The 24,524-nt window shown below is 73.7% G+C and carries 27 protein-coding genes and 1 riboswitch; of the genes, 11 read left to right on the top strand and 16 right to left on the bottom strand.

Annotation, left to right across the window (positions count from 1 at the left end):
• Positions 1 to 91: 91 nt before the first annotated feature.
• Genes DEI92_RS05770 through DEI92_RS05760 form a run of 3 tightly spaced genes read left to right on the top strand, consistent with a single transcriptional unit; the run spans position 92 to position 4,042 of the window.
• Positions 92 to 2,902, top strand: a complete 2,811-nt coding sequence (locus DEI92_RS05770; RefSeq protein ID WP_181434669.1) for a non-ribosomal peptide synthetase — start codon at positions 92 to 94, stop codon at positions 2,900 to 2,902.
• 42 nt (positions 2,903 to 2,944) lie between these two features.
• Positions 2,945 to 3,364, top strand: coding sequence for a DUF6892 domain-containing protein (locus DEI92_RS05765; RefSeq protein ID WP_111008569.1), 420 nt, complete (start codon positions 2,945 to 2,947; stop codon positions 3,362 to 3,364).
• Between the two features lie 36 nt (positions 3,365 to 3,400).
• Positions 3,401 to 4,042: a hypothetical protein gene (locus tag DEI92_RS05760; protein ID WP_111012681.1), complete on the top strand. Its 642-nt coding sequence runs from the start codon at positions 3,401 to 3,403 to the stop codon at positions 4,040 to 4,042.
• Positions 4,043 to 4,053: 11 nt separating this feature from the next.
• Here DEI92_RS05760 and DEI92_RS05755 read toward each other — a convergent pair whose 3' ends face one another.
• Positions 4,054 to 4,692 carry a uracil-DNA glycosylase gene (locus DEI92_RS05755; protein ID WP_111012680.1) on the bottom strand — a complete coding sequence of 213 codons (639 nt, stop codon included), beginning with the start codon at positions 4,690 to 4,692 and terminating at the stop codon, positions 4,054 to 4,056.
• A 150-nt stretch (positions 4,693 to 4,842) separates the two neighbouring features.
• Here DEI92_RS05755 and DEI92_RS05750 point away from each other — a divergent pair, with 150 nt between their 5' ends.
• Positions 4,843 to 5,334, top strand: coding sequence for an SRPBCC domain-containing protein (locus DEI92_RS05750; RefSeq protein WP_111012679.1), 492 nt, complete (start codon positions 4,843 to 4,845; stop codon positions 5,332 to 5,334).
• Positions 5,335 to 5,350: 16 nt separating this feature from the next.
• On the opposite strand, the gene DEI92_RS05745 is transcribed toward DEI92_RS05750, so the two are convergent.
• Together DEI92_RS05745 and DEI92_RS05740 are read right to left on the bottom strand one after the other, a co-directional pair.
• Positions 5,351 to 6,394, bottom strand: coding sequence for an excalibur calcium-binding domain-containing protein (locus tag DEI92_RS05745; protein WP_258370083.1), 1,044 nt, complete (start codon positions 6,392 to 6,394; stop codon positions 5,351 to 5,353).
• Positions 6,391 to 7,632 carry a glycosyltransferase gene (locus tag DEI92_RS05740; protein WP_258370082.1) on the bottom strand — a complete coding sequence of 414 codons (1,242 nt, stop codon included), beginning with the start codon at positions 7,630 to 7,632 and terminating at the stop codon, positions 6,391 to 6,393. The genes DEI92_RS05745 and DEI92_RS05740 overlap by 4 nt, the downstream gene beginning before the upstream one ends.
• Positions 7,633 to 7,849: 217 nt before the next feature.
• Here DEI92_RS05740 and DEI92_RS05735 point away from each other — a divergent pair, with 217 nt between their 5' ends.
• Positions 7,850 to 8,446, top strand: coding sequence for a G5 domain-containing protein (locus tag DEI92_RS05735; RefSeq protein WP_258370081.1), 597 nt, complete (start codon positions 7,850 to 7,852; stop codon positions 8,444 to 8,446).
• Between the two features lie 196 nt (positions 8,447 to 8,642).
• Here DEI92_RS05735 and DEI92_RS05730 read toward each other — a convergent pair whose 3' ends face one another.
• Together DEI92_RS05730 and DEI92_RS05725 are read right to left on the bottom strand one after the other, a co-directional pair.
• The gene (locus tag DEI92_RS05730; protein ID WP_111012678.1) at positions 8,643 to 9,347 is read right to left on the bottom strand and encodes a hypothetical protein; all 705 of its coding nucleotides are present in this window, start codon (positions 9,345 to 9,347) and stop codon (positions 8,643 to 8,645) included.
• Positions 9,344 to 9,523 (bottom strand): CopG family transcriptional regulator, encoded by a 180-nt coding sequence (locus tag DEI92_RS05725; RefSeq protein WP_111012677.1) that lies wholly within the window; start codon positions 9,521 to 9,523, stop codon positions 9,344 to 9,346. The genes DEI92_RS05730 and DEI92_RS05725 overlap by 4 nt, the downstream gene beginning before the upstream one ends.
• Before the next feature lie 118 nt (positions 9,524 to 9,641).
• Here DEI92_RS05725 and ligD point away from each other — a divergent pair, with 118 nt between their 5' ends.
• Positions 9,642 to 10,667, top strand: coding sequence for a non-homologous end-joining DNA ligase (ligD, locus tag DEI92_RS05720; protein WP_111012676.1), 1,026 nt, complete (start codon positions 9,642 to 9,644; stop codon positions 10,665 to 10,667).
• A gap of 149 nt (positions 10,668 to 10,816) precedes the next feature.
• Here the strand turns inward: ligD and DEI92_RS16480 are convergent, their stop codons facing one another.
• From DEI92_RS16480 to DEI92_RS05700, 6 genes are all read right to left on the bottom strand, one after another.
• A complete protein-coding gene (locus DEI92_RS16480; protein ID WP_181434667.1) occupies positions 10,817 to 10,966 on the bottom strand; it encodes a hypothetical protein in 150 nt (49 codons plus the stop codon).
• A complete protein-coding gene (locus DEI92_RS05715) occupies positions 10,963 to 11,229 on the bottom strand; it encodes a hypothetical protein (protein WP_111012675.1) in 267 nt (88 codons plus the stop codon). The genes DEI92_RS16480 and DEI92_RS05715 overlap by 4 nt, the downstream gene beginning before the upstream one ends.
• The gene (locus DEI92_RS16475) at positions 11,226 to 11,393 is read right to left on the bottom strand and encodes a hypothetical protein (protein ID WP_181434666.1); all 168 of its coding nucleotides are present in this window, start codon (positions 11,391 to 11,393) and stop codon (positions 11,226 to 11,228) included. The genes DEI92_RS05715 and DEI92_RS16475 overlap by 4 nt, the downstream gene beginning before the upstream one ends.
• Before the next feature lie 276 nt (positions 11,394 to 11,669).
• Positions 11,670 to 12,908, bottom strand: a complete 1,239-nt coding sequence (locus tag DEI92_RS05710) for a hypothetical protein (protein WP_111012674.1) — start codon at positions 12,906 to 12,908, stop codon at positions 11,670 to 11,672.
• Positions 12,909 to 12,912: 4 nt separating this feature from the next.
• Complete coding sequence (locus tag DEI92_RS05705; protein WP_111012673.1) at positions 12,913 to 13,968, bottom strand: ATP-dependent DNA ligase; 1,056 nt, start codon at positions 13,966 to 13,968, stop codon at positions 12,913 to 12,915.
• A gap of 101 nt (positions 13,969 to 14,069) precedes the next feature.
• Positions 14,070 to 15,755: an AMP-binding protein gene (locus DEI92_RS05700; protein ID WP_111012672.1), complete on the bottom strand. Its 1,686-nt coding sequence runs from the start codon at positions 15,753 to 15,755 to the stop codon at positions 14,070 to 14,072.
• A 153-nt stretch (positions 15,756 to 15,908) separates the two neighbouring features.
• A riboswitch (TPP riboswitch) is annotated at positions 15,909 to 16,006 on the top strand.
• Between DEI92_RS05700 and thiM the strand changes: the two genes are divergently transcribed.
• From thiM to DEI92_RS05680, 4 genes are all read left to right on the top strand, one after another.
• Entirely contained in the window at positions 15,998 to 16,807 is an 810-nt protein-coding gene (gene thiM, locus DEI92_RS05695; protein WP_111012671.1) for a hydroxyethylthiazole kinase, read from the top strand. It overlaps the preceding riboswitch by 9 nt.
• Positions 16,804 to 17,454 (top strand): thiamine phosphate synthase, encoded by a 651-nt coding sequence (gene thiE, locus DEI92_RS05690; RefSeq protein ID WP_111012670.1) that lies wholly within the window; start codon positions 16,804 to 16,806, stop codon positions 17,452 to 17,454. Before thiM ends, thiE begins: the two co-directional genes overlap by 4 nt.
• Entirely contained in the window at positions 17,451 to 18,260 is an 810-nt protein-coding gene (thiD, locus tag DEI92_RS05685) for a bifunctional hydroxymethylpyrimidine kinase/phosphomethylpyrimidine kinase (RefSeq protein WP_111012669.1), read from the top strand. The genes thiE and thiD overlap by 4 nt, the downstream gene beginning before the upstream one ends.
• Positions 18,257 to 18,904 (top strand): TenA family protein, encoded by a 648-nt coding sequence (locus DEI92_RS05680; protein WP_111012668.1) that lies wholly within the window; start codon positions 18,257 to 18,259, stop codon positions 18,902 to 18,904. The genes thiD and DEI92_RS05680 overlap by 4 nt, the downstream gene beginning before the upstream one ends.
• A gap of 93 nt (positions 18,905 to 18,997) precedes the next feature.
• Here the strand turns inward: DEI92_RS05680 and DEI92_RS05675 are convergent, their stop codons facing one another.
• From DEI92_RS05675 to DEI92_RS05665, 4 genes are read right to left on the bottom strand one after another with little or no spacing between them, the layout of a single operon-like run.
• Positions 18,998 to 20,068, bottom strand: coding sequence for a phosphotransferase family protein (locus DEI92_RS05675; protein ID WP_181434664.1), 1,071 nt, complete (start codon positions 20,066 to 20,068; stop codon positions 18,998 to 19,000).
• Positions 20,065 to 21,012, bottom strand: coding sequence for a hypothetical protein (locus tag DEI92_RS16470; protein WP_181434662.1), 948 nt, complete (start codon positions 21,010 to 21,012; stop codon positions 20,065 to 20,067). The genes DEI92_RS05675 and DEI92_RS16470 overlap by 4 nt, the downstream gene beginning before the upstream one ends.
• A complete protein-coding gene (locus DEI92_RS05670; protein ID WP_111012666.1) occupies positions 21,009 to 21,869 on the bottom strand; it encodes an enoyl-CoA hydratase/isomerase family protein in 861 nt (286 codons plus the stop codon). Before DEI92_RS05670 ends, DEI92_RS16470 begins: the two co-directional genes overlap by 4 nt.
• Positions 21,866 to 22,672 carry an enoyl-CoA hydratase/isomerase family protein gene (locus tag DEI92_RS05665; RefSeq protein ID WP_111012665.1) on the bottom strand — a complete coding sequence of 269 codons (807 nt, stop codon included), beginning with the start codon at positions 22,670 to 22,672 and terminating at the stop codon, positions 21,866 to 21,868. The genes DEI92_RS05670 and DEI92_RS05665 overlap by 4 nt, the downstream gene beginning before the upstream one ends.
• Before the next feature lie 77 nt (positions 22,673 to 22,749).
• On the opposite strand from DEI92_RS05665, the gene DEI92_RS05660 reads away from it, so the two are divergent.
• Positions 22,750 to 23,412: a hypothetical protein gene (locus DEI92_RS05660; RefSeq protein WP_111012664.1), complete on the top strand. Its 663-nt coding sequence runs from the start codon at positions 22,750 to 22,752 to the stop codon at positions 23,410 to 23,412.
• Between the two features lie 42 nt (positions 23,413 to 23,454).
• Here the strand turns inward: DEI92_RS05660 and DEI92_RS05655 are convergent, their stop codons facing one another.
• Positions 23,455 to 24,477 (bottom strand): MBL fold metallo-hydrolase, encoded by a 1,023-nt coding sequence (locus tag DEI92_RS05655; protein ID WP_111012663.1) that lies wholly within the window; start codon positions 24,475 to 24,477, stop codon positions 23,455 to 23,457.
• Between the last annotated feature and the right edge of the window lie 47 nt (positions 24,478 to 24,524).

Raw genomic sequence — 24,524 nt, 5'->3', positions numbered from 1 at the left:
GGTTCTGCCCATGCACGACGCCCACCCAGGCGCCGCGATGGTTCCGGACCGCGCTGCCCCGACGCGCACCGGAACCGACGAGGACACCACCATGTCCGAGCGCAGCGCGACCACGCTGTCCTCGACGACCGCCGGCGGCGCGCCTCGATCGTCCGTCGGCGCCGCGCCCGACGACCGACACCCGGCCGTCGCGATCGCGCCGCCGGCCGAGTCCTCGCGGCAGGGCGAGCTCATGCCCGAGCATTCCCTGCTCGAACGCTGGGCCCGCACCGCAGCCAGGTGGCCGGACGAGATCGCGCTGTCCGACGAGCACACGACGGTGACCTACCGGCAGGCCGACGAGATCAGCCGCGCCCTCGGCGCACTCCTCGACGAGCGCCTCCGGCCGGACGACCACAGCGCGGCCGGCGTCGGCCCCGTGCCCGGTGACGGGCCGGTGCCGGTCGGGATCATGGCCAGCCAGACGAGCAGCGGCGTGCTCGGCGTCCTCGGTCTCGCGTTCGCCGGCCGGCTGCTCGTCGTCCTCGACGCCCATCTGCCAGAGGCACGGATCCGGCACGTCATCGCGCTCGCGGGCATCACCGAGATCGTCGCGGACGAGGCGCACCGCGCGCTCGCGGCGACGCTCGTGGCGGGCCCGACCGCGGTCCTCCCGCTCGACCCGATGCTCGACGAGGCCCAGTCGATCGCCGCAGCGGGCGGGCCGATCCGGGTCGTGCCCGCCGCCCTCGAACGCGGCGGCACGGACGGCTTCAACATCGTGTTCACGTCCGGCTCGACGGGCGCGCCGAAGGGCGTCGTGACGAGCCACCGAGCCATGCTCGCGGACGTCACCGGCTACCGCGAGCGCCTCGGGCTCGCTCCCGGCGAGCGCTCCGCCGTCGTGCTGCCCGTCGGGTTCGCCGCGGGGTTCGCCATGGCGTTCGGCACGATCCACTCGGGTGCCGAGGCGCACCTGCTCGACGCGCGTGACGCCGGGGTGCTCGGACTCGTCGACCGCATCGCGGAGCGCGGCATCACCGTGATGCAGAGCACCCCGCACCTCGCCCGGACGATCGCCGACGCGCTCGGACCCGACGACGACCGGCTCCGCGGGCTCCGGGTGTTCGCCACCGTCGGTGAGGCCGTGACGGGGACCGACGTCGCGGCGGTACGACCGCTGTTCGGCCCGACGACGTCGTTCTTCAACTTCACCGGATCGAGTGAGACCGCGTCGCTCGCCTTCAACGAGATCGCGCCGGGCGATCCGGTGCCCGAGGGGAGCATCCCGGCGGGCGAGCCGGCGTTCGACAAGGAGATCCGGATCCTCCGCGAGGACGGCACCACCGCGGCGGTCGGCGAGACCGGGCAGTTGCTGTGCGTGTCCGACGCGGTGACCCCGGGGTACTGGGGCGCGTACGAGCAGACGGCGCTCCGTGCCGGGATCGCCGAGGACGGCCGGGCCACCTGGAAGCAGGGCGACCTCGCGCGGATCGACGAGGACGGCAAACTCACGCTCCTCGGTCGGGCCGACGACGCGGTCAAGGTCCGCGGGTACCTCGTCGAGCCGAGCGAGATCGAGGCCGCCATCCGCCGCATCGACACGGTCCAGGAGGCCGTGGTCACCGCGATCGTGCAACCCGGGGCATCCACGCGCCTCGTCGCCTACGTCGTCGGTCGAGCCGGGCGGCGCACGGCGTCGCCCGCTGCGATCCGACGTGCCCTGCGTGCCGAACTCCCCGCCTACATGGTGCCCGGGACGATCGTGCCGATGGTGGCGCTGCCGCGGAACGAGCGCGGCAAGGTCGACCGCGCCGAGCTCCCGCCGCCCCCGGCCGCCGGGACCGGAGACGACGCCGGTGGGGGCGACGGCGCGGTCGCCACGATGGACGAGACCACCCACGACCAGTGGGAACTCGCCGTCGGGCAGATCTGGGCCGAGGTCCTCGGGCTGCCCGCCGTCGCGCCGGAGGACGACTTCGCGTCGCTCGGCGGGGACTCCCTGGCCGCGGAGGAGATGCTCGCCGCCGTGTCCGACCGGATCGGAGTCGAGGTGCGGTCCGCCGAGATCCTCGAGCATCCGACCCTGGCGGACTTCGCGCGGCGGGTCCGTGCCGGGACCAGAGCCGTGCCGAGCCACCCCGACGTCGTCAAGCTGACGAGTGGCGGCGGTGCGCCCGTGTTCTGCTTCCCCGGTGCCGGCGCCCTCGGCCTGACGTTCGTGCCCCTGGCCCGGCACCTGGCCGACCACGACGTGTACGTGTTCCAGCAGCACGGCCTCGAACGGCGCAGTCTGCCGGACTGGAGCGTCCCCGCGGCGGCGCGTCGGTTCATCGAACTCATGCGCGTGGTCCAGCCGCACGGCCCGTACCGGCTCATCGGGCACTCGCTCGGCGGCCTGATCGCCCTCGAGATCGCGACGACCCTCGCCGAGAACGGGGAGACCGTCGAGCACGTCGTGCTCCTGGACACCTACCTGCCGCGGAGCACGGCGGAGCAGGGCGCGCTCGAGTTCGCCCGACTGCCGGAGCGCGAGCACGGGTCGCGGGTGCTCAACGCGGTGCGCCGCGGCGCGGAACAACAGCTCCGCAGGGTCCTGCCGGGTGGGCTCCCGCAGGTCAAGCGGGTGTCCCGCCGGCTCCGCGCCTACACGGCCGGGGTCGTCCGGTACCGGGGACAGGACCACTTCGACGCGTTCTTCGACCAGGCCTCGGTGATGGTCCGCCGGCACCGGGTGCGCCCGTACGACGGCAGGGTCACGTTCGTGTTCGCCGACGGCAACCCGGACGGGCCGGACTCGTGGCGCCCCTACCTGCGCGGCGAGATGCGGTTCCCCCGGCTCGCGAGCGAACACAGTTCCCTGCTCCGCGAACCCCACGTCACCGAACTCGCGGCGATGCTCCACGACGTCACGGGGATCTGACCGCACGGTCACGGCACCGGCGGCGGGGATACGATCCCGGGCATGGAAACGCCCGAGGAGCCGTACGACTTCGCCGACCAGAACGCCAAGCTCATCGTCCTCGAGGCGCTGTGCTACGACCTCGACGTCCTCGAACCGTACGCGGGTGCGGCGCACGAGGACGCCGAGGACGAGGACGAGGTCGTCGAGGGCTCCGGGCAGCTCGCCCGCGAGTACTACGAGGACCTCGAGGTCCTGCCCTCGCAGCTCGCGCTGGTGACGCAGCTGACCGTCGACGGGGACCTGCAGATCTACGGCGACGTCGATCCCGACTGGAGCGGGGACGACGACCGCCACGACCCGCTGACGTGGAGCGACATCGTGGAGTTGCCGGCGCTCGAGACCGTGTGGACGTCCGCGCCGTTGCCCGCGCACGTCGACGCCGAGCTCCGGGCCAAGGGCGTGACGATCGAGACCACGTAGGTCGGCGGTGTCGGGGGTGTCCGGCAGGGTGTCGGCATGAGCGGCATCGACACGTGGATCCAGGTCGTCGGGACCGTCGTCGCGCTGCTCGGCGTGGTCGTGTCGTGGGTGTACACCGCGCGGCAGCAGCAGCGTGACGCCCGGACCGCCGAGCGTGCCCGTCGAGCTGCCGAGCAGGACCGGCACGCCGCCGCCGCGAGCGCCGAACGGGCCGAGCGCACCTCGGCGCTGTCCATCGACACCCTCGAGCGCATCGCCGGCGCGCTCGAACGCCTGGCACGCCCGAGCGGGGGTCCGCCGTCCACGCCCGCTCCGTCGGACGCCGGCCGGGAGGCCCGTGCCGCGTCGGTCCCTCCGGCTCCGTCCGTCTCGTGGCGGATCGCGTCGGCGCCGGACGGCGGTGCCGTCCTCCGGAACACCGGCACGGCGAGCGCGTTCGACGTGCGTCTGACGGCGGACCCGACCATGCCGGTCGTCGTGTCCGAGCCGCCGGCGGACCTCGCCGCGGGGGAGTCCGTCGCGTTCCGGGCCGTCCCCGACGCCGCGACGCGGGACCGGACCCTGACGGTGACGTGGCGGGCGACACCGGACGGGCCGACGTCCCGATGGCGGTACCCGTTCCTCCCGGCCGACGGTGCGAGCGGAGGCGACGTGTCCGCGAGCCGTCCCGCGCCCTGATCCGCGCCGGCTCAGCGGACGGCCGCGGAGAACGCGGCGAGCTGGTCCGTGAACTGTCGTGCGCCGCCCTGGGCGGGGTGGCGGACGGCGACCGCGTCGATGCCGGCGGTGGCGAGCGCTCCCTGGGCCTTTCGCCCCACGGCGACGACGTGCTCGATGCGCAGCGCATCGAGCAGCGCGAGCGTCGCGGGAGCGCCGGCTCGGACCTCGGCCGGTCGGGGCGTCCGGTTCGTGCGTCGGTCGGGCGCGGCGAACGGGTGGTGCGGGTACACCGGCCACGCGACGGGCAACGGCCCCGCCCAGTCCCGAAGCGCGGCCCAGACCACCCGCGAGGAGGCCTCCCACGGCGCGGTCGGCTCCGGCGGTCGCGCGAAGCCGTCACCCTCGGCGGCCCCGGTCACGATCCCCGGGCGCGCGTCGAGTTCCCGCACGCTGACGAACGGCAGGCCCGTGTTCGTCATGCCCCGCCAGCCGGGGGCCTCGGCGACGAGCAGCACGGTCGATCCGGCGTCGGCGAGCAGGCGCAGGTACCGGTCGAGGTTGCCGCGTCGGAGCGTGCCCTCCGCCGACGCGTCGTACAACGCCTCGGCGTCGTCGGGCACCGGGACCGCGTCGAGCGCCGACCAGAACGCGGCGAGGTCGAGGGGCATGTCCCCATCCTGCCGCTCGCACCATCGGCCGAGCACGACCGTCGCGGTCCTTGACGTCCGACCGCGAGCCCGAATACGGTGCTGCCGCGCGCTGACACGAGCACAACGAACCCGGCCGCACCGCCGCGGCCGAATCCGGAAGGACCCCCGATGCCTCAGGACGACCCCCGCGGCCCGGCCGAGACGGAGCACATCCGCGTCGGCGACCAGAGCGTTCGGCACCGTCGCGAGTTCGACGCTCCAGCGAGCGCCGTGCAACGCGCCCACACCGATCCCGAGCGCTTCGTCCGGTGGATGGGGCCCCACGGCACCACCGTCCGGCTCGACCGGTTCGACGCGGTGACCGGCGGTGCGTTCCGCTACGTCGTCGAGGCGGCGAACGGCGACGGCTGGACCTTCCGTGGCTCGTACCACGAGGTCGTGCCGGGTCGCATCGTCCACACGTGGGAGTACGAGGGCGAGAGCGGGGTGACGCTCGAGACCCTGCGGTTCGTGGACCTCGAGGGCGGGCGATCCGCGCTCGAGATCACCTCGACCCACGCCTCGAAGGAGGCCTGCGACGCCGTCCTCGCGAGCGGGATCGACGCCGGGATGGACGAGGACTTCGAGCGGATCGACGAGCTCCTCGCCGGTCAGGGGTAGCACGGGCCGTCCGCGGTCAGTCCTCGCAGGCCGTGCCGTCGCCGTCGCGGTCGAGCTGGCGCGAGTACCCCGGGTCGCCGACGTGGAGCGGTGCCGCACCGGCTGCCCGGACCGCCGCACAGTTCGCGAAGCTCGGTGCCGGCGTCGGACCGGCAGGTGTCGCAGCCGGCGCTCCGGGAGCCGCAGGAGTCGCCGGAGCCGGGGCGACGGCGGCGCCGCCCGACCCGCTTGCGGCGGCCGTGCCTCCCGGTCGGGCCGAGAACGCCGTGCGGACCGCGGGCTGCATCGGGCAGGTCGCCAGGATCCGGGCGATCGCGTCGTGTTCGGCTGGGGTGACCCAGAGTCCGTACGCGGCCTTCACCGCGACCTGCCGGGCCACGTAGGAGCACCGGAACGCGACGACGTGCGGCAGCCATGTGGCGGCATCACCGGACCCCTTCTGCTCGTTCGACGGCCCGTCGACCGCCAGGAGGTAGCCCGGGTCGTTCGCCAGGTCCTCCCGAGCCTCCTGGTCGAGCTGCTGCGCGCCCGTCTGCCAGGCGTCCTCGAGCGCCACGACGTGGTCGATCTGCACGGCGGCCGAGGTCGTCGCGCCGCGCGTGAACCGGATCGCCGCTCCCGTGTAGGGCGACACGAGGGTGCCGGACAGCACCCGGCAGCCTCCCGGGCGCTCGACGTCCGTGAGATCGCGCGCCAGGACGTCGTCGCGGGTGTCACATCCGTCGTGGTCGCGGTCGAGCCAGGCGGTGCCGAAGTCGCCGACGCGGTCGTACCCGGTCGCCGCGGCGCGGCCCTTGACGGGCAGCGCCGCCAGGAGGGCGGCGGCGGTGCCCGTCGCCGCCATGGAGGGGGTGTCGGCGGCACCCGGGGCGGTCCCCGCGCTCGCGGCAGCGCTCACGCTCACCGCGCCGGGGCCGGCAGCAGCGGTGCCGGCCCCGCCGATGCCGCCGGTGCCGGAGCCGGGAGGCACGCCGCCGCTCACCGCCGAGCACCCGGTCAGCAGGCACAGGGCCCCGGCGACGAGCGCCGCCCGGACGGCTCGCCGGAGCACGGCGCTCACGCGGACGCGGAGCGCCGGCGCTCCTCGACGCGCGCGATCACCGACCGGTAGGTCTCGACGAGCCCCTCGGCGGACCGCTCCCAGCTGAGCCGCTCCGCGCGCTCCCGCCCCGCCGCGGCGAGCTGGTCCGCGAGCGCCGGATCGGTCAGGACGGTCGCGATGACGCCCGCCCAGACCTCCGGGTCGCGCGACTCCACGACGACGCCGGTCTCACCGTCCACGACCGCCTCGCGCAGGCCACCCGCGGCGGCGGCGACCACGGGCACGCCGGACGCGGAGCCCTCGAGCGCGACGAGACCGTACGTCTCGGAGTGCGACGGCACGAGCACGAGTCCCGCGTTGCGGAACAGCATCGCCAGGTCCGGGCGCGACTGCGGACCGACGAACCGGACCCGGTCCCCGATGCCGAGTCGATCCGCGAGCGCGCGGAGCTCCTCGACGTATCCGGTCGCCTCGCTCGACGCATCGCCCGCGATCACCAGGTCCGGCCGAACGGCCTCGGGAACGGCGGCGACCGCGGCGATCGCCAGGTCGAGGCCCTTGAGGGGCTGCACCCGCGCGGCCGCGACGACGTAGCGGGGGCGGTCGTGGGCGGCGGCGCGGGTCGCGGCGCTCGCCGGACGGAACACGGAGCCGTCGACGCCGGGTGGCACGATGACCACCCGATCCGCTGCGGCGCCGAGCCGGGAGCGGACGGTGTCGGCCTCGGCCTCGCTGATCGCGACGACGGCGTCCGACTCGCGCGCCAGGAACGCCTCGCCCTCCATCCGGCCCGCCGACTCGGGGCGCTCGCCCTCGGACAGCGGAGTCGCTGCGTCGGCGGCGATCGAGTGGAAGGACTGCACGTGGGGGACCCCGCGCTCCCGAGCCACCGGCAGCGCGGCCATGCCCGAGAACCAGTGGTGCGCGTGGAACACGTCGTACGGGCCGAGCTCCGCCAGTCCCGCCCGGAACGGCTCGATGAAGGCGTCGTGTTCGCCCTTCGGGACCGGCTGTGCGGGCCCGGCCGACAGGAACCGGAGGCACACGCCCGCGACGATCTCGACGGAGTCCGGCTGCGTCGGTGACGACCGGCGGGTGACGATCTCGACCCGATGCCCGAGATCCGCGAGCGCCTCGGCCTGGTGTCGCACGACGACGTTCATCCCACCGACCTCGCCGGAACCGGGCTCGTCGCCGGGGGAGGTGTGCAGCGACACGAGCGCGATCCGGAGCGGGGTGGCGGGGGTGTCGGTCACCGCGTCAGCCTACTGGCGAGCGGCATCACGCCCCGTCCTGCTTCCCACCTCATCGAGATCGCAGTCGTTGCCGCTTCGATCCCCATTGAAGCGACACCGGCTGCGATCTCGTGACCCTCGTACGGGGGGTGGTTGTCCCCCTTTCGCGGGACGACACTTGTCCCGCGCGATGACGAGCATGGGGGTGGCGATGTCCTGGAAGACAATGTCCCGACGGGTGAGGGCGACCGTCGCGACGGCCGGAGCAGCGGTCCTGCTGGTGGTCGGTGCGGGGTGTGCTGCAGCGACGTCCGAGCCGCACGCCGTCGCATCCTCGACAGCGTCCACCGTGCAGCACGAGCACGAGCGCGAACACCGGGTCGCTTCCTCGAGCCCGACGCCGACTCCGATCGTCACGACGAAGCTCGTCACCACGACCGCGGCGATCCCGTTCGCTTCGACGACGCTCGACGACGCGACGCTGGCCAAGGGCACCTCGGTGATCACGACCACGGGCGTCAACGGAGTCCGGACCACGACCTACCGCGTCACGTACACGGACGGCGTCGAGACCGGGCGCGCAGAGGTCAGCCAGGTCGTGACGACACCGCCCGTGACTCAGGTGACCTCCGTGGGCACGTACGTCGCACCGGCACCGGCACCGGCACCGGCACCGGCACCCGCCCCGGCGCAGAGCGCGGTCATCACTCCGGGTGCCTACTGCTCGTCGAGTCAGGTCGGGCAGGTCGCTCAGTCGGCCTCCGGGACGTCGTACCGGTGCGGCGGCCACGGTGCGGACGCTCGAGGTGACTACCACTGGAACACCATCCCCTGACGCCGCCCAGTCAAGGGGGCCGGACTGCCGGACAGGCGGTCGGGCCGCTCCGGAGCCCACCCGCCTCCGGAGCCCACGGAGGTCGCGGTCGTTGCCGCTTCGACCGGACCCCGGAGCGACGCCTTCTGCGATCTCGCGGGAGGACCGAGCGGACGCGGGGCAGGGCGAGCGGGCCGCGGTCGGCCTGGGGCTGCGCTCAGTCCTGACGCGAGTACCCGTGGAGGTCCTCCTGGGCCCCGTTGACCCACAGTCGCCAGCCGTCGGGCGTGGTCACGAGGACGGTCCGGTTGTATGCCTCGTCGACCACGTCCGCCTCGTACCCGCCGGCGCGGAGACGTGCGGCGAGTGCGTCGAGGTCGCCGCGGTGCTCGAACGACAGCTCGGTGCGGCCGTCCTCCCCGTGGTGCAGGGCCGCGAGGCCGCCGTCGTCCGCGGTGAAGTCCGCCCATCCGCCGCCGTCGGCCGCGATCCGGGGTCCGAGGCCGATCGCTCGGAACACCCGCGCCGCCTCGGGGACCGACGACGCGTAGCGGATGGGCATGACGCTGAGGTCGCCGCCCACTGCTGCTCGGTCCGCGGTGGTGATCGCGACCGGTGCACCGGCGGCGTCGACGGTGAGCAGCTCCCCGACGTCGGCGAGCGTGCTGGTCCGGACGGCCAGCTCTGCTCGGTCGAGCTCGCGCCGCACTGCCGGGAGGTCCGCCACCAGCACCTGCAGATCGATCCGTCCGTCGTCGGCCGACCCGGCGTCGACGCGGTGGATCGCCAGGACACCGTCGCCGTCGAACTCCGTCCAGTCGTCGTCGGCGGGAGCATCGTGCCGTCGGAGCCCGAGCGCCGTCGCGAGGTCCTGCCATGCGGCGGGGTGGGCGGTGTACAGGATGCTGCGGATGGTGGTCATGGCCGTTCCCCCTCCGTCGGGGCGGCCTCGGCACCCGACAGGTACGTGGACATCACGTGTTCGACGAGCGACGAGAGCGAGACCCCCTCGTCGATGGCGCGGTGCTTGAGCTCGCGGACGAGTTCGGCCGGCAGGTACACGTTGAACTGCACCTTGTTCCCGCTGCTGGCTACCATGCTAGCAATCTAGATCGGAACGGTCAGTCTGTCCACGGGGGAGGGCGGGGCGGAGCGGAGCGACGCCGGTGTGCGGGCCGGTGCCGCGCCTCCCGGCCGGCCGGCGTAGGTTGCACGGATGGCGAGCAACGCGACGGTGCTGACGGTGCCCGGACCGGACGGTGACCGCGAGGTCCGGATCTCGAGTCCGGAACGCGTTCTGTGGCCGCAGCTCGGGCTGACGAAGCTCGACCTCGCGCACTACCTCGTCACCGTGGGCGACGCGTTCGTGCGCGCGAACGGGGACAGGCCGGTGTCGCTCCAGCGGTTCCCCGAGGGCGTCGACGGCGAGCAGTTCTTCTCGAAGAACCCGCCGAAGGGCGCACCCGCTTTCGTGCGCGCCGTCACCGTGACCTACCCGAGCGCCCGCGCACACCCGCAGATGATCATCGACGAGCCCGCCGCGGCGGTGTGGGCGGCGCAGATGAACACCGTCGTGTTCCACCCGTGGGCGTCACGGGCCGAGCGGAGCGACCACCCCGACCAGCTGCGGATCGACCTCGACCCGCAGCCGGGCACCGACTTCCACGACGCCGTCCCCGCCGCGCTCGAGCTGCGGAAGGTCCTCGACGAAGCGGGGTTGACCGCGTGGATCAAGACCTCGGGGAACCGCGGCCTGCACGTGTACGCGCCGATCGAGCCCGAATGGGAGTTCCTCGACGTGCGGCACGCGGTGATCGCCGCCGCCCGCGAACTCGAACGGCGGATGCCGGAGCAGGTGACGACCGCGTGGTGGAAGGAAGAGCGCGGCGAGCGGATCTTCGTCGACTTCAACCAGGCGAACCGGGATCGGACGATCGCCGGTGCCTACAGCCCCCGAGCACTCCCGCACGCGTCCGTCTCGACCCCGCTCCGATGGGAGGAACTGTCGGAGACCGACCCGCGGACACACACGGTGCGCACCGTGCCCGAGCGACTCCGCACCGTCGGTGACCCGTGGGAGGACATGCACGCGCAGCCGGCCCGCATCGACGCGCTGCTCGGCTGGTGGGAGCGGGACCTCGCTGCCGGTCTGGGCGAGATGCCGTTCCCGCCCGACTACCCGAAGATGCCGGGGGAGCCGCCCCGCGTGCAGCCGTCGCGGGCGCGCAAGCAGCAGGCCTGACGCGCGCCCCGGCCGAGATCGCAGAACGCGCCGCGTCTCCGCGCCGAGAATGCAGAACGCGCCGCGTCTCCGCGGAGAATGCAGAACGCGCCGCTGCACCCGGAGGTGAGCGGCGCGTTGTGCGATCTGGGCTGGGTGCCGATCGGTTCCTACAGGCCGAGCGCTGCCTCGTCGCGTGCGGTGCGCCCGTCCTCGGTGCGCTTGGTCTGCGTCGGGAGGCCCGCGCTCGCCGTGTGGAGGCGGGTCAAGCGCGACCACGTCCCGCGGTGCGCGTCGCTGATGCCGTCGATGCCGTTCATGCTGCCATTCCTTCCGTGCCGAAGAGCGTGGTCATGTGCTCGATGAGGTGCTGCTTCGCGAGGTCGAGCGTCGCGAAGTCCCCGACGTAGCGCCCGAAGGTGTCCATCGCGTAGTGGTGCGCGCCGTGCTGGTCGATGGTGCCGCCGAAGTACCCGGCGTGCGTCGCGACCCAGAGGCCCTCGTCCGCGAGGGCCCAGGTGGTCGTCGGTGCCGGAGCGGCGGCGCTCGCGATGAGCGGCGTCACGATGGCGGGGGCGTTCACGCGCCGAGCCCGAGGGTGACGAGCGCGAGGCTCGCGACGGTGACGCTGACGATGCCGGTCACGGTCGCGCTGGCGACGAGTGCGCGCTGGTGCCGCGCCTCCCGGATCTCCGTGAACGGGCTGCGCTGCGCCGTGTGACGGACGGGGAGGAGATGCGTGCTCATGGTGGTCCTGTTCTCGAAGGGCAGTGCCCGGGAACTCGTTCGGTTCGGAGACTATCTCCGACCTGGAACAACTGTGGCACGGAGTTACTAGTTCGCCTAACTATGGAGGAGAACTGTGCGGAATTCGGACAGTCGGTTTGTTTCCGCCGGGGCCGGGCGACTCGGTGGGCCCTGATCGGCGTCCTCGACCCGCTGATCGTCGCATCGCTGGGTGAACCGTGCACCTCCTCAGGGGGACAGCCGCGTGAACGGGACAGTCCGGTCGGGAACCGCGGGTCAGGGTGGCCAGGCGACCCAGAGCGCCCAGATCGCGATCGGCTGGACCGCGATGCCGACGACCAACGTCGCCGTCGCGCGACGCGGTGAGGCGGACAGCGCAGGGGTCCCGAGCACCGGGGACAGCGGCAGCAACATGCGGAAGGTGCTCTGCTGCGGCAGGAACACCGCGACGAGGTACGCGACGTACGCGACGACGAACGCCCCGATCCCGACGCCGAGTGCACGACTCCGGAACGCCAGGCACCAGCCGACGGCGACGAGGAGCAGTACGACGATCGGCACGCCCCAGCCGCCGACGAGCCGTTCCGCGAACAGGAACCACGGCGTCAGCGGGCGGAACACCGCGGCGGCGTCCCCGATGTAGTCCCGCCACCAGGCGGTCTCCGTGGCCACGTAGCCGTCGCCGCGGCCGGTGACGAGCGTCACGACGACCGGCCACGCGAGTCCTGCCGCCGCGGTCACGAGACCGGACGCGACCACCGCGAGGTGCGTCCGGAGCGGCAGCGGCCGTCGACGCACGAGTGACGCCACCCACACCGCCGCGAGGGCGACCGGCACCGCGAGGGCACCGGGGTGCGTGAACGCCGCGGCCACCCCGAACGGCATCGCCACGAGCGGCCGGCCCCGGAGCACCGCCAGGAGTGCGGCGAACACGAGCGCGAGGAACAGGGACTCGGCGTACGCGACCTGGAACAGGAACCCGAGCGGTCCGAACGCGAAGAACAGCGCGCCCCACATCGCCGGACGGCTGCCGAACCGCTCCGCGAGCAGCCGGTGCAGGACGACCGTGGCCGCGCCGCCCGCCACCACCGACACGGTCACCGCGGCCGGTGCGTATCCGAGCGAGGTCAGCGACATGAGCGCGCGCACCACGGCCGGGTACACCGGGAGGAACGCCCACACGCTCTTCTGCACCGCACCGCCCGTCACGGGCAGGTCCGACGGGTAGCCGTGCAGGGCGATCCGCCGGTACCAGGCGCCGTCCCAGGCCGTGAGGAACCCGCCGAACCCGCCTGGAGCCCGGAGGGTCGCGTGTGCGTCGTGGACGCCGCCGCTCACGATCCAGGCGGTGAGCAGCAGGCCGGTCGCGAGCACCCGCGACACCGCGTAGCCGCCGAGCACGACGAGGGTCGCCGCGCCCGGACGCGGGATCGTGAGCCGTCCGGGCGCGCGGTCGGACCACAGGCCGTCGCGGCCACGCGGACGTCCCCGCTCGACGAGGTCCCAGGCACCCACGGGATCAGCGCAGCACGCTGCTGAGGTCGTAGGCGATCGGCTGCTCGAGCTGCTCGAAGGTGCAGGAGCGCGCGTTCCGGTCGGGCCGCCACCGGTCGAACTGCACCGTGTGGCGGAACCGGTCGCCCTCCATCTGGTCGTACCGCACCTCGACGACGCGCTCCGGCTCGAGCTCGACGAACGAGGTGTCGCGCCCCGAGGCGAACCGGCTGCGTTCGGTGGCGCCGGTGACGGGCCTCCCGTCCGCGTCCCGCCGGACCAGTGGGTCCAGTTCGGTGACGAGTTCCCGCCGTCGGGCGTCGGAGAAGGCGGAGACGCCGCCGACCATGCGCAGCTCGCCGTCCGCGTCGTACAGGCCGAGCAGCAGGGACCCCACGCCCTCGCCCGACTTGTGGACGCGGTAGCCGACCACGACGACGTCGGCGGTGCGGTGGTGCTTCGCCTTGAGCATCGTGCGCTTGTTCGGCGCGTACGGCCCGGCGAGGGGCTTCGCGACGACACCGTCGAGTCCCGCCCCCTCGAACTCGACCAGCCAGCGGCGGGCTTCCTCGACGTCGAGCGTGCGCTGGGACACGAACAGCGGGTCCTCGAACGCGCGACCGAGCTCCTCGAGTGCGACGCGGCGCTCGGCGAACGGCAGGTCCCGCAGGTCCCGGTCCTCGAACGCGAGCAGGTCGAACGCCACGAAGGCAGCGGGGGTCTCGACCGAGAGCTTCCGGATCCGGGATGCGGCGGGGTGGATCCGCTGCGTCAGGGCGTCCCAGTCCAGCCGCTCCGCGCCCGGTTCGCCGGTCCGCACGACGATCTCGCCGTCGAGCACGCACGGCCCCGGCAGCTGGTCGCGGAACACCGCCACGAGCTCCGGGAAGTACCGGGTGAGCGTCTTCGACCCGCGGCTGCCGATCTCGACGTCCGTGCCGTCGTGGTAGACGATCCCGCGGAAGCCGTCCCACTTCGGCTCGTAGCTGAGGCCCCCGGGCACGGCGTCCGCGGCGGGGACGTCCGGGACGGCCTTGGCGAGCATCGGGGCGACGGGGTCCGCGGCGGTGGGGAGGGCCATCGACCCATCCAACGCCCCGCGGCCGGGAGGCTGCCGTCAGCGTCGACGGGCACCGGCGGCGCTGACGGCCGTCGACGGCGCTGACGGCCGCGGCGGAGCCGTCAGTCCTGGGAGGACGTCACACCGCGCTGCTCCTCGGCGAGCATCGACGCGATCCGGTCGCGCAGCACGTTCTTGCGGACCTTGCCGACCGGGGTCATCGGGAGCTCGTCGATCACCACGAGGCGCTCCGGCAGCTTCTGCACGGCGATCTGTTTGCTCCGGAGGAAGTCCGTCAGGTCGGACAACGAGGGCTCGTCGTGACCGGGGGCGACCACCACGAAGGCGCACGAGCGCTCGCCCAGCCGCGGGTCCGGCATCGCGACGACGGCGACGGTGCGGACCGCGGGGTGCTCGCCGAGCAGGTCCTCGACCTCGCGCGACGAGATGTTGATGCCGCCGCGGATGATGATGTCCTTGATGCGGCCGCTCACCCGCACGAAGCCGTCCGCGTCCATCACGCCCAGATCGCCCGAGCGCGAGAACCCGTCAGGCGTGAACAGCGCGGCGGTCTGCTCCGGATCGCGGTAGTACCCGAGCATGTGGGACGGACCCTGGTACGCGATGTCGCCGCTCGTGCCGGCGGGGACCTCGACGCCGTCCTCGTCGACCACCTTCACGACGGAGTCCGCGAGGGCGCGGCCGTCCGAGAGCACGGACTTCTCGGGGGCGTCCTCGGGTGCGCACAACGCGGTCGTCATGTTCTCGCTCCGCCCGTAGAGGCTGAGGATCTGGCACGACGGGAACATCGCGCGCGCGGACTGCACGACGGCACCCGGGATCGGCGCGCCGGCGCACACCCAGTACCGCATCGAGCTGAGGTCGTGGCGCTCCGGGTCGAACGCCTCCATCACGGTCGTCAGGAACGTCGTCGACGTCACGGTGATCGTGCAGCCGTACTCGCGGATGCGCTCGATGCCCTCGTCCGGCGCCCAGACGGGCATGAAGTGGGTGCCGCCCCCCACCATGAGCGGCATGAGGAGGCCCGTGATGAGCCCGGTCGAGTGGCTCACGGGCGACGGGTTGAACATCACGTCGCCCTCGTCGACGTGCAGGCGCTCGTTGAGCAGGCGTGCGGCCGCGTGGATGGTGTTGAAGGTGTGGAAGCAGCCCTTCGGGCGGCTCGTGGTGCCCGAGGTGTAGACGACGAGGCAGCCATCGTCGGGGCCCGCGGTGTCACCGAGCGACGCGTCGAGCTCGTCGAGGTCGCCCTCGGCCGCCAGCGACGCGAGGTCGATCGCGCCGTCGAGCGCGTCCGGGTACTCGGCCCGGGCGACGACGACGTGGTCGAGGGTCGGGATCCGGTCCTTGAGCGCGGTGAACATGGCGAGGTGGTCGAAGCGGTGGAACACGTGCGGGCCGATCACGACCCTCGCCTCGGAGTGCTCGAGGACGTAGCCGACCTCGTCGTGCCGGAAGATCGGCATCGTGGGGACGAGGATCGCGCCGAGCCGCGAGAGCGCGACGACGATCGTGGCGAACTCCGCCCAGTTCGGCATCTGCACGACGACGCGGTCGCCCCGTTCCACGCCGAGGCCGCGCAGGCCGACGGCGAGGCGGATGGCGTCCTCGCGGAGCTGCCCGTACGTCAGCGTGAGCGTGCCGTCGGTGACGAACGTCCGCTCCGGGTGGGCGTCGGCACGGTCGCGGACGATGTCGATGAGGACCCCGTCCTGCCAGTCGCCGTTCGCGTAGTACCGCTCGACCTGTTCCGCCGTGTAGTTCCCGAGGGCGCTGCTCGCTGACATCGTGCTCCTGTTCCAACGTGGTGCCGCTGCTGGTTCGGAGACGGGTCGGGTCCGGATCGGGTTCGCACGGGACGCTCGGTCGTGGTCCGGCTCATCTTCGGCCGTTCGTCAGGCTAACAGCAGGGTGCGCCAATGTCCGACGGCCCTAGACTCGCCTGCGACGCGGGGTGCCTCCATCGAGCGAGGCTGAGAACAGACCCGTCGAACCTGATCTGGTTAGTACTAGCGAAGGGACGTCATCCGTGGCATCTCCATCTGTCCCACTCGACCCGTCGGCGCTCGCAGCGGCGTTGGACGGTCTCCGCGACCGCCCACCACTCGTGCAGTGCCTGACGAACATCGTCGTCGCACAGTGGACGGCGAACGTGCTGCTCGCGGTCGGCGCCGCGCCCGCCATGGTCGACAACCCGCACGAGGCCGGGCCGTTCGCCGGGGCCGCGGGCGGCGTGCTCGTGAACCTCGGCACCCCGCAGGAGCCGACCGTCGAGGCGATGACGGCGGCGGTGCTCAGCGCCGCGGAGCACGGGACGCCGTGGGTCCTCGACCCGGTCGCCGCGGGCGGGCTGGGATGGCGCACGGGCGTCGCCATGGACCTGCTCGAGCACCGGCCCTCCATCGTGCGCGGGAACGCATCGGAGATCATGGCGCTCGCGGGCGGCGCGGGCGGCAAGGGCGTGGACGCGACCGACAGTCCGGAGGCGGCGCTCGGGTCGGCGGAGGAGGTCGCCCGCCGCTTCCACACGGTCGTCGCGGTGAGCGGACCCACCGACCACCTCACGGACGGCGACCGGACCGTCCGACTCCGTAACGGGCACCCCTGGATGACGCAGGTCACCGGGGTCGGCTGCGCACTGGGGGCGCTGATGGCCGCGTTCGCGGCGACGGGATCCGAACCGCTGCTCGCCGCGTCCGCGGCGACGGCGGTGCTCACCGTGGCCGCGGAGCAGGCCGCCCCGCTCAGCCGCGGGCCGGGCACCTTCGCCGTGCAGTTGCTCGACCAGCTCGCCTCGATCACGTCGGCCGAGGTCGCGGACCGGGTCCGGCTCGTATGAGCGCCTCCCGGTCGTCCGACCTGTCCCTCTACCTCGTCACCGACACGCGGATGTGCGGGGCGAGGGGTGTCGCCGACACCGTCCAGGAGGCCGTGGGTGCCGGCGTCACGGCCGTGCAGCTCCGAGACCACGATGCATCCGACGACGAGTTCGTCGCGATGGGCCGCGCGGTCGTCGCCGCCGCCGGCGGGCGGGTCCCCGTGCTCGTCGACGACCGGGTCGCACTCGTGCGCGCCATCGGAGCCGACGGCGCGCACGTGGGGCAGTCCGACCTGCACCCGGTGCTGGCACGACGTCTGCTCGGACCGAGCGCACTCATCGGGCTCTCCGCCCAGACCGTCGCCCACGTGCACGCGGCGGAGGCGATGGGGCCGGGCGTCATCGACTACCTCGGCGTCGGTCCGGTGTGGCCGCAGAGCACCAAGCCGGACGCCGCCGAGCCCTGCGGACTCGACGGATTGCGTGCCGTGGTCGATGCCAGCCCCTGGCCGTGCGTCGCCATCGGCGGTGCCGACGTCGCCCGTGCGCCGTCGGTCCGGGCCAGCGGTGCGGCGGGGATGGCCGTGGTCAGTGCGATCTGCGGCCGCCCCGACGTCGCGGCAGCCACGTCCGCGCTCAGAGCTGCCTGGGGGAGTGGTGCCCGATGAGGCCACCGGTCGCCCTGAGCATCGCCGGCAGTGACCCGTCCGGCGGGGCGGGGATCCAGGCGGACCTGAAAACCTTCAGCGCGCTCGGCGCGTACGGAACGACCGTTCTGACCGCCTTGACCGCGCAGAGCACCACCGGTGTGTACGGCGTGCACGAGGTGCCCTCGTCCTTCGTCGCCGAGCAGCTGCGTGTGCTCACCGACGACGTCCGCGTCGACGCGGTGAAGATCGGCATGCTCGCCACCGCCGGGACCATCGACGTGGTCGCCGCGTTCCTCCGGATGCCACCGTGCGACGTCGTCGTGCTCGACCCGGTGATGGTCGCCACGAGCGGTGACCTCCTGCTCCGTCCCGACGCGGTCCACGCCATGACGGAGCTCCTGCCGCTCGTCTCGCTCGTCACGCCGAACATCCCGGAGGCCGCGGCGCTGCTCGCGACGGCGCCCGCCACGTCCGTCGACGCGATGTGCGACCAGGCACGCGAACTCGTGCGCCGCGGTGCTCGTCGCGTGCTCCTCAAGGGCGGACACCTCGACACCGGAGACGAGGTCGTCGACGTCCTCGCCGATGCGTCGGGGGTCGAGTGCCTCCGGAGCCTGAGGATCCCGACGGAGAACACCCACGGCACGGGGTGCAGCCTGTCCTCGGCGGTCGCGGCACTGCGGCCGCGACGGGGTTCGTGGGCGGAGGCGGTCCGTGACGGCCGGTCCTGGCTGCAGGACGCGCTCGCGGGCGCCGACGTGCTCGACGTCGGACAGGGCCACGGCCCTGTCCACCACTTCGTGCGCCTGTGGGACGAGCGATGAGCTTCACGGACGAGGTCTGGGAGACCGTGGCGCCGATCCGCGATGCGGTGGACGCGCTCCCGTTCCTCGTGGCGCTCGAGCGCGGTTCCCTCCCGAGGGCGACGTTCCTCCACTACCTCGAGCAGGACGCGGCGTACCTGGGGGCGTACGCGAGGGTCCTGGCCGCCGCGGCGACTCGAGCCGACGACGCCGGGGACCTCGCCTTCTGGAGCAACGCCGCCGCGAACGCGGTCGCGGTCGAGCGGCAGCTGCACGCCTCGCACGGTGTGGACGGCTCCTCGGTGGCCCCGTCACCGACCTGCGTCGCGTACACGTCGTACCTGCTGTCGCTCACGGCGTCGTCGTCGTACCCGGTGATCGTCGCGGGTGTGCTGCCGTGCTTCTGGCTCTACGACGACGTCGGACGCCGGTTGCGGCACCGCGTGGGCGACCTCGACGGCCATCCGTACGGGGACTGGATCGGGACCTACGGGGATCCGGGCTTCGCCGCGGTCACCGCCGAGGCCCGCGACGTGGTCGACAGTGCCGCGGAAGCAGCCTCCGCCCACCAGGTCGAGCAGATGCGACAGGCGTTCACCACGGCGTCCCGCTACGAGTGGATGTTCTGGGACGCCGCCTGGCGACACGAGGTGTGGCCGGTGTGACGGGCGTCGCGGCGGATGGCTGCGGCCGGCGCGGCACCGGCGCGGCGCCGACGCGGGGCGACTCGCGCGGCGTGGCCGCTCGCGCGCGCCGCATCAGGTCAACGGCTCGGTGCGCGCGGCGTCCGCGGCCCTCAGGAGGGCCCTGACCTTGTCCGTACCCGCGTAGTACGGGTCGCCGTCCCCGCGCTCGTGGCGGCGGCGGCTGTACTCGTAGAGCACCGCCAGTTTCCAGTTCGCGAGCACGACGTACCACCGGAGGTGGTCGAGGGGAGCGCCGGTCGCATCGGCGTACCGCGCCACGAGCGTGCGAGCGTCGGGGAACCCGGGCGCACTGCTCGCCGCGCCGAGTTCCTGCACGGGCGTCGACGGGCCCCCGGGCCCGGACCAGGACGCGACGAGGTACCCGAGGTCCACGAGGGGATCACCGACGGCGGCGAGCTCCCAGTCGAGCACGGCCGCGACCCGCGGGGCGTCCGGCGCGAGCAGCAGGTTCCCGAGTCGGTAGTCGTTGTGCACCAACGCGGCCCCCGACTCGGCCGGCGCGTGCTCGACCAACCACGCGTCGACGTCGGCGAAGGCGTCGGGCGGGGAGCCGTCGGGCTCGGCGACGAGTCGTGCGAGGCGGTCCCGCTGCCGGAGGTTCGCGCCCTCGGGTCGGCCGCGGAGCCCGAGCGTGTCCCACGGCAGGCGGTGCAGCGCGGCCAGCCGGTCCACGAGGTCGTCGGCGAGTGCGGCGCGGGCGGCGGGTGTCGACAGCCCCTCGGGCAGGTCCGTCGTGACCACCGGACCCGCCACGTACGACATGGCGAAGCACGGCACGTCGAGCACCGTGCCGGCGTCGGCCGTCGCGAGCACGCGCGGCACGGGTACCGATCCGCCGGCGTTGCTGCCCACCGCCGCGATCACGCGGGCCTCGCGGAGGACGTCGTTCGCGCCGGGGGGCGTCGGCGGTGGGGGTGGGCGTCGGACCACGACGCGCTGCCCGGCGTCGTCCTCGACGAGCCAGGTGACGTTGGCGTGGCCGTCGCCGATCGGCCGCACCGACACGCGCGAGTCGGTCAGACCGGCGTCGGCGAGCCACCGCCCGAGGGCCGCGGTCGTCGTCGCGTCGACGGCGGTCCCGGTTCCCGCGCCGGTGGTCCCGGCGGTCGCACCGTCGCTCACGCGTCGTCCCCACGCAGGTGGGCGAAGTAGTCCGTCGGCCACTCGACCTCGAACTGCCCAGCGCCCCGCTCGCCGTCGATGCGCGCCACGCACCCGCCCTCGAGCACGGTCGTCCCGGTCCGCTCGTCGGGCAGGTGCAGCACGCCGAAGACGTCGAGGTCGAGCGTCGTCGTGCCGCCCTCGACGTCGTGCAGGACCGCGTGGAGTCGGCGTTGCTCGTACCCAGCGCCGTAGGTCGTGTCGTCCTCGATGCGCGACACGGGCACCGGCCGGCCGTCCCGCAGGACGTACCCGGCGAACCCCCACCGCCCGGCGGCGATCCACGTCCACCCGTTCACCGCGCGCCCGGAGGGCGTGTACGCCACGAGCCACTTCCAGTGCTGGGGCGCACGCCAGTCCCGCAGGCCCCACGAGTGGTCGCGGTGCCCGATCGGCCCGAGCTCGAACGCGTGGTCGTCCGCGCGCACATGGCCACGGACGGCACCGGTCTGCTCGATGCGGTCCTCCGCGAACCAGGACGGCAGGCCGTCGGGGGCGTCGCGGAAGCTGAAGGCCTCGTGCAGGGCCGTGAACGTCAGGTCGAGCTCGATGCGGTCCGTCCGCACGACGACGTCAGCCGTGCGCAGCGGATCCCGGTGCCGGACCGTGAGACCGCCGACGGTGAAGTCGTCGAGGTCCATGGCCTCGGCCACGCGCCCGCCGCCGAACTCGCGCACGGTCGGCGCGGCGTCCCCCCACACCGCCACGTTGTAGCCCGCGGCACCCGTGCCGGTGACGAACAGGTACACCTGCACCGCCAGTCGTTCCTCGGGCAGCACCGTCTGGTAGAAGACGCTGTCCCGCATGCGCGCCCCGGGTGCCGGTCGGTGCCGCAGGTCGTCCGTCGGCAGCAACGCACGGGAGGCCCGGAGCACGTCCGCCCCGTCGCTCGCCGCAGCGCTCACGCCCGGTCCCCGAACGCCTGCCGGACCGCGACCTCGTACGACGGGGTCTCCCCGGCCCTCCCGAGCGATCTCTTGCCGATGCGCGTGCCACGGCGGTCGGGGGCCGCGTACGCGGTGGCGAGTGCGACGGCCTCGGCCTGCAACGCGGCCACGGCGTCGTCGGCGGTCGTGTCGACGATCCGGTCGAGCAGCCCGATCGCCAGGGCTTCGTCCGAACGGACGACCCGACCGGTGAACGCCAGCTCGGCGGCCATGCCGGGGCCGACGACGCGGGGGAGCATCCACGACGTCCCGAGCTCGCCGATCGAGAAGCCGACCTTGACGAACGCCGCGTTGAAGGAGGCACGCCGCACACCGAGCCGCACGTCGGCCGCGAGCGCCAGGGACAGGCCACCGCCGGACGCAGCGCCGTTCACCGCGGCGACGACCGGGAACGGCAGGTCGTGGAGCGCCTGGACGGCCTCGCTCGCGGTGTCCTCGATGTCGAGGAACGCCGGGACCGTCGTCGCGCGCAGGGCCGGGAGCGCGGCGAGGTCGTACCCGGCGCAGAACGCGCGGTCGCCGGCGCCCGTGAGCACGAGCGCCCGCGTGCCGTCGCGCCGCAGGTGCCGCGCGGCCTCCCCGATCTCGCGGAAGACGTCGGCGTCCACGGCGTTCATCCGCGTGGGGTTGTCGATGACCAGGCGGCTGACACCGGCGTCGAGGTGCTCGAGACGGATGCCCTGCCAGGGGTGCGCGTGTCCGGAGCCGGTCGCGCCGCTGCCGGGCGTGCCGTTTCCGTCCGGGACCGTCGGCAGGCCCGTGCTGTCACCAGCGACGGTGCTGCCGGTCGTGCGTTCGGTGGGGTTCGGCGTCATCGGTTCGAGAACGACGCCTGGCGCTTCTCGAGGAACGCCTCGAGCGCTTCCGCCATGTCGGAGGTCCGGGTGAGCAGGGTCTGGCCGCGGTTCTCGAGCTCGAGCGCCGCGTCGTACGACGGGACCTCGAGGTTGGCCTGCATCGCGCGCTTCGACAGTCGGACGCCCGCGGGGGAGTTCGCGGCGATCGTCCGCGCCAGCTCGAGCGCGGCGGCGTCGACGTCCGGCACGACCCGGTTCACGAGACGCAGGGCGGCGGCCTCGTCGGCGTCGACCGCGCGGGCGGTGAACGCGAGGTCCGCCGCGACCGCGGGGCCCACCAGCCGGGGGAGCAGCCACGACACGCCGTACTCGCCGGCGGAGGTGCCGAGTGCGGTGAACGACGCCTGGAACACCGCGTCGGGTCCGGCGAGCCGGATGTCGGCGACGAGTGCGAGTGCCAGACCCGTCCCGGCGGCCGGTCCGCCCACGGCGGCGACCACGGGCACGCGGAGGGCGCGGATCGCCGCGAGTGCGTCCGCGGTGCGCTCCTGGCGGTCGAGGTCGTCCGGGACGGTCGCGTCCGTGCGGTCCGCGGACTCGGCGACGTCGTACCCCAGGCTGAACGCGGATCCCGAGGCGCCGATCACCAGGACCCGGACGTCGACGTCGGCACGGACCGCGTCCGCCAGGTCCTCGAGCGCCTGGACCATCGCGACGTCCAGCGCGTTGCCGGCGTCGGGTCGGTCGAGTGTGGCGACGACGACGCCCGGCGCGGGGCGCTCGACGCGGACGGGCGCGGGATCGGATCCAGGGCTGCTCACGGGTCGAGACTAGCCCGGCCACGGGAGGCCCGAACGGGGGCGCGGCGCCCCTGTGGACAGCGGCTTAGGGTGTCCACATGCGCAGACGTCGGGGTGGCATCGTCGGGATCGTGCTCGTGGTGGCGTACGCGGCGCTCCGCTTCGGGTTCCTCGCGTACCGGGAGCACGAGGACGGCATGTCGACCGTCGGGATCGTCGAGAGCCTCCTCGTCATCGCGCTCGGGGTGTTCGTCCTCATCGAGGTGGTCCTCGCCGTGCAGCACGCCCGCACCCGCGCCCGTGAGCGGGTGCTCGCCGAGCGGCACCCCGGTGCGTTCACGGCCCCCGTCCTCGTCAAGCGCGGCACCGCGGCCGAGGTCGACCGCGCCGCGGGCCTCCTCGGCGTGCGACCCGAGCGGCGGGCGCCGAGGAGCGCGGCGGGGACGCTCGTCGCCGACCAGCACGGGATCGGCCTGTACGTCGGTGGCGGGACGCCGACGCTCCTCCTCGGGGTCCCGCGCGCCGCGGTCGGTCAGGTGGGCACGGGGACCACGTCCTCCGCCAACCGCTACGGCGTCGGCACGGTCGAGGCGCTCCGGGTCGTGGTCGACAGCGGCGGACGCTGGACGACCGTGGACCTCCCGGTGTACCGGCGCGTGGTCGGGTTCTCGGTGGCGCTCCAGGACGACGCACTGCGCGAGGTCGTCCGCTCGGTCGCCGCGGCGGCGCAGGTGCCGCTCGACGCCCAGGTGCGCGGCTGACCCGTCCTCGAGCCCTGCGTCGAGGCCCGTGTCGCGGCGGCGTCAGGCCGGTCGGATCTCGTCCGACCGCCCGAGCAACCGTGCGTGGAACGCGGTCTGGGCGAGCGCGGACGCGAGCAGGTACCCGGTCATCGACGCGATGCCCCCACGGAACGGCACGTGCGCGGCGACCTCGAACAGCGTGGGACGGTCGAGCGTGTCGAGTGCCGCGGCGACGTGCTCGCCCCGTTCCCGCCGGTGGTCGGCGAGCGTCGCGGCCCGGGCCCGCACGTCGCGGAACCGGTACTCGTGTCCGGGGCACACCTCGAGCTCCGCGAGGTCGGCGAGTCGGTCGAGCGACGCCAGGTAGTCCTCGAGCGGGTTCGTGGCCGTCCGACCCCCGAGCCCCAGCCCGGAGTTGATCCGCGGGAGCACGTGGTCGCCGGTGAACAGGAGTCCGTCCGGCGCGTCGACGAAGCACAGGTGTCCGGTCGTGTGGCCCGGCGTCCACAGGGCCCGGAGTTCGCGCCCCGCGACCGGCAGGACGTCCCCGTCCTCCACGAGCAGGTCCGCCTCGACGTCCGGGAGGCGCCGCCCCGTTCCCCAGGCCCGCACCAGGCCGGCGCGCAGCGGCTCCGGCACGCCCCAGCGTGCGATGTCCTCGTCGTCCCGCCGACGGTCCTCGTCCTGGTGGCGGATCGCTCGCGCCTCCGCCGGGTGCATCGCGACCCGCGCGCCGGAGGCGTTCCGGACGGCCGCCGCCGCGCCGAGGTGGTCGACGTGCAGGTGCGTCACGGCGACGAGTCCGACGTCGTCGAGGGTCCGACCGATCGTGGCGAGGCCGTCCCGGAGCACCGCGAGCGTCGGCTCGGTGCCCCAGCCCGGGTCCACGACGACGAGCGACCCGTCGGCGGCCTCGAGCACGTACGTGAGCGTGGAGTCGGGGATGCCCGCGGCGAACGGGATCGCGAGGGTCCAGACGCCGTCCCGGACCTGCTCGACGGGCGGCAGGGTGCCCGCGGCGAACGCCTCGGCCTGCAGGGTGCTGACGGGGGTGGGCGGACTGGTGGGCGCCGGGGTCGTCACGAGGGCAGCCTAACGACGGGCCGCCAGCGCGATGGCGATCCTCCACA

This window comes from Curtobacterium sp. MCBD17_034 (genome assembly GCF_003234515.1).
GTDB lineage: Bacteria > Actinomycetota > Actinomycetes > Actinomycetales > Microbacteriaceae > Curtobacterium.
Note: the sequence above shows the minus strand (reverse complement) of the source record. Positions and strands in the feature narration are given on the sequence as shown.